Origin of the sequence: Amycolatopsis sp. H20-H5 (assembly GCF_035828755.1) — a bacterium.
GTDB lineage: Bacteria > Actinomycetota > Actinomycetes > Mycobacteriales > Pseudonocardiaceae > Amycolatopsis.
The window spans coordinates 1-3,182 of record NZ_JAYMZS010000050.1 but is presented as its reverse complement, the minus strand read 5'-3'; the positions used below and the strand labels follow the sequence as shown (position 1 = coordinate 3,182).

3 protein-coding genes are annotated in these 3,182 nt (G+C 71.7%); all 3 read right to left on the bottom strand.

The window, feature by feature from the left end; genetic code table 11:
* Nucleotides 1-26: 26 nt before the first annotated feature.
* The 3 genes from QMK34_RS25325 to QMK34_RS25315 are packed head-to-tail and all read right to left on the bottom strand — an operon-like array spanning nucleotide 27 to nucleotide 3,062.
* Complete coding sequence (locus QMK34_RS25325) at nucleotides 27-1,304, bottom strand: RNA polymerase sigma factor (RefSeq protein WP_442785214.1); 1,278 nt, start codon at nucleotides 1,302-1,304, stop codon at nucleotides 27-29.
* Complete coding sequence (locus QMK34_RS25320) at nucleotides 1,301-1,648, bottom strand: YciI family protein (RefSeq protein WP_326416840.1); 348 nt, start codon at nucleotides 1,646-1,648, stop codon at nucleotides 1,301-1,303. Before QMK34_RS25320 ends, QMK34_RS25325 begins: the two co-directional genes overlap by 4 nt.
* Before the next feature lie 10 nt (nucleotides 1,649-1,658).
* On the bottom strand, nucleotides 1,659-3,062 hold the full coding sequence (locus tag QMK34_RS25315; RefSeq protein ID WP_326416839.1) for an MFS transporter: 1,404 nt from the start codon (nucleotides 3,060-3,062) through the stop codon (nucleotides 1,659-1,661).
* Nucleotides 3,063-3,182 lie beyond the last annotated feature (120 nt).

Sequence of the window (3,182 nt, the reverse complement as noted above, 5' to 3'; positions counted from 1 at the left end):
GGCGTAAACCGCCGTCATGGTGGCCTTCAGGGGCCGTCGAAGCGGGAGTGAGGGGCACGGGGGTGGGTCACCTCGGCGAGGCGACGGGCCAGGTGGTTGCGCTCGGCGGGGTTTCGCGCGAGTTCCAGCGCCTCGCGGAAGCCCTCGGCGGCCTCGCTGCGCCGGTCGAGCCGCCGGAGCAGCTCGGCCCTGGTGGCCGGGAGCAGGTGGTAGCCGTCCAGCCGTCCGGACGCCGCCAGTGCCTCGACCAGTGTGAGCCCGGCCGCCGGGCCTTCCGCCATGGCCACCGCCACCGCCCGGTTCAGCTCGACGACCGCCGAGGGCACCAGCTGGGCCAGCCGGGTGTACAGCGCGGCGATCTGCGGCCAGTCGGTCTCGGCTGCCGTCCGCGCGGTCGCGTGACAGGCCGCGATGGCCGCCTGGATCTGGTACGGGCCGGGCGCTTCGAGCTTCATCGCGACGTCGAGCAGCTCCACGCCCTCGGCGATGGCCGCGGCGTCCCACCGCCCGCGGTCCTGGTCCTCCAGCAGCACCAGTTCGCCCGCTTCGTCCTGCCGGGCCGAACGGCGGGAGTCCTGCAGCAGCATGAGCGCGAGCAGGCCGAGGATCTCGGGCTCGCCGGGCATCAGCCGGGCCAGCGTGCGTGTGAGGTACACGGCTTCGGCGCACAGCTCGTGCCGCGTCGGGTGCTCGCCGGTGCTCGCGGCGTAACCCTCGTTGAACAGCAGGTACAGCACACCGAGCACCCCGTTGACGCGCTCCGGCAGCAGGTGCGGCGGTGGCACGCGGTACGGGATCCCCGCGTCGCGGATCTTGCGCTTGGTGCGGACCAGGCGTTGCGACATCGTCGCTTCGGAGACGAGGAAGGCGTGCGCGATCTCGGCCGTGGTCAGCCCGGTGAGCGTCCGCAACGTCAGCGCCACCCGCCCGTCCAGCGGCAGTGCCGGATGGCAGCAGGTGAAGATGAGCCGCAGCCGGTCGTCGACGATCCCGCTCTGGTCGACGTCGTCGTGGTCCTTCAGCTGCGCGAGCGACGCCACCTCGCGCAGCTTCGCGAACTCGGTTTCCTTGCGCCGCAAGCGGTTCAGCGCGTGGTTGCGGGCGGTGGTGGTCAGCCAGGCGCCGGGTTTGCGCGGGATGCCGTCGGCGGGCCAGTGCTCGAGGGCCTTCGCGAGCGACTCCTGCGTGCACTCCTCGGCCAGGTCCCAGTCGCCGGTCAGCCGGATCAGGGTGGCGACGACCTGGCCACGCTCCTCGCGGAAAACCGCGTCGAGCGTGGCCAGGGTTTCGGCGTCTCCGGTCACGTCGGCCAAAGGGGCCGCACCTCGATCGTCCCGCCCAGGCTCTTGACCACCGGGTGCCGCGACGCGACCTCGATGGCCTCGTCGAGGTCGGCACACTCGATCAGGTCGAACCCGAGGATCTGCTCCTTGGTCTCGGCGAACGGCCCGTCCGAGACCAGCAGCTCGCCGTTCTCCGTCCGGATCGTGGTGGCGGTGCTGGTCGGCCGCAGCCGGCTGCCCTGCTCGCGCACGCCGCGACGGCCCATCTCCGCGGCCCAGTCGGTGGTGTCTTCGTCGAGATCCTCCTCCAGGTCCACCGGGGTGTCCGGGGATTCGGTGCCGCAGATCAGCATCAGGTAGCGCATGGTTCCTCCTCTAGTGGTCAGCATTACTCCGTGCAGCGGTCCGGGGGAAGTCGACAGCCCGCTCCCGGCCCAGCAGGATCGTCGCGACGGCCAGCCCGAGCACCGCGAATCCGCCGACGACGGTGAATCCGGCGGAGATCCCGTCGAGCAGCGGCCTGCTCGCGGCGACCGTCGAGACGATGGCGACCCCCAGGGCGCCACCGACCTGGAACGCCGCCGTGGTGACCCCCGACGCGAGTCCCGAGTCCTCCGTACGGACCCCGGACAGCGCCGCGACCGGTCCCGCGACCGCGCTGCCGCCGAGTCCGAGCCCGAACACCAGCAGCCCGGGGAACAGCTCGCCGAAGAACGTCCCGCCGGGGGACGCCTGGGACAGCAGCAGAGCCCCGGACCCGAGCAGCACCATCCCGGTCACGGCCACGATCCGGTAACCCCAAGGCGTGATCAACGCTTGCGCTGCGTAAGCGCCCACGACGGCACCCAGCGGCAACACGGCGGTGCTGACCCCGAACAGCAGCGGCGAGTACCCGAGCACCTCCTGCGCGTAGACCGAAACGGTGAACGAGAGCCCGAACGCGCACATCGCGGCGAGGAGCATCACCAGGTTGCCCCCGGTGAGCGCCCGCGACCGGAAGAGCCGCAGCGGGATCAGCGGCGCCGCCGACCGCCGCTCGATCGCGACGAACACCGCGAGCAGGACAGCTGTCCCGGCCAGCAGACCCAGTGTCCGGAGGCTCGTCCAGCCCGCCTCCGGAGCTTGCACGACGGCGTAGACGGCCAACGCGAGCGCCGCGGTGATCGTGAGTGCCCCGGCCGGGTCGTAGCCGCGGCCGCTGCCCCGGCTCTCGGCCAGCACGCCCGGGCCCAATGTGAGCAGCAGTCCAGCCACCGGGACGTTCAGGAAGAAGATCCACGCCCACCCGAGCCAGCCGGTGACCCCGCCGCCGACGAGCAGCGCGGTCGTGCCGCCGAATCCGCCGACACCCGACCAGACGGCCAGCGCGCGAGTGCGTCCGGCGCCCTCGGGGAACGTCGTCATCAGGATCGCCAGCGCGCTCGGCGCCATCATCGCCGCGGACACGCCCTGCAGCACGCGCGCGGCGATCAGCAGCCCGCCGGTGGGCGCGAACCCGCAGGCCAGCGAAGTGAGCAGGAACAGCGTGGTGCCGATCAGGAACACCCGCCGCCCGCCGAGCAGATCCGCCACCCGGCCGCCGAGCAGCAGCAGCCCGCCGAAACTGAGCAGGTACGCGCTCAGCACCCACTGCGTGCCGACCGGGGTGAGTGACAGGTCCTGTTCGATCGACGGCAGTGCCAGTATGACGATCTGCGAGTCCAGGATGACCATGAAGTTCGCCGTGCAGAGCAGCGTCAACGCCGCACCGCGCCGAGTCGGCCGGTCTGGTGGGGACATGGGCGAACTCCTCTTGTCGGGTACCGGTTCGCCAAGCCGACAATCGGGACCGCCCCGGACAGACACCGTCGGCCATTTCGCCCGGTCCAGACACCTCGACGGTCCCTGAAGGCCACCATG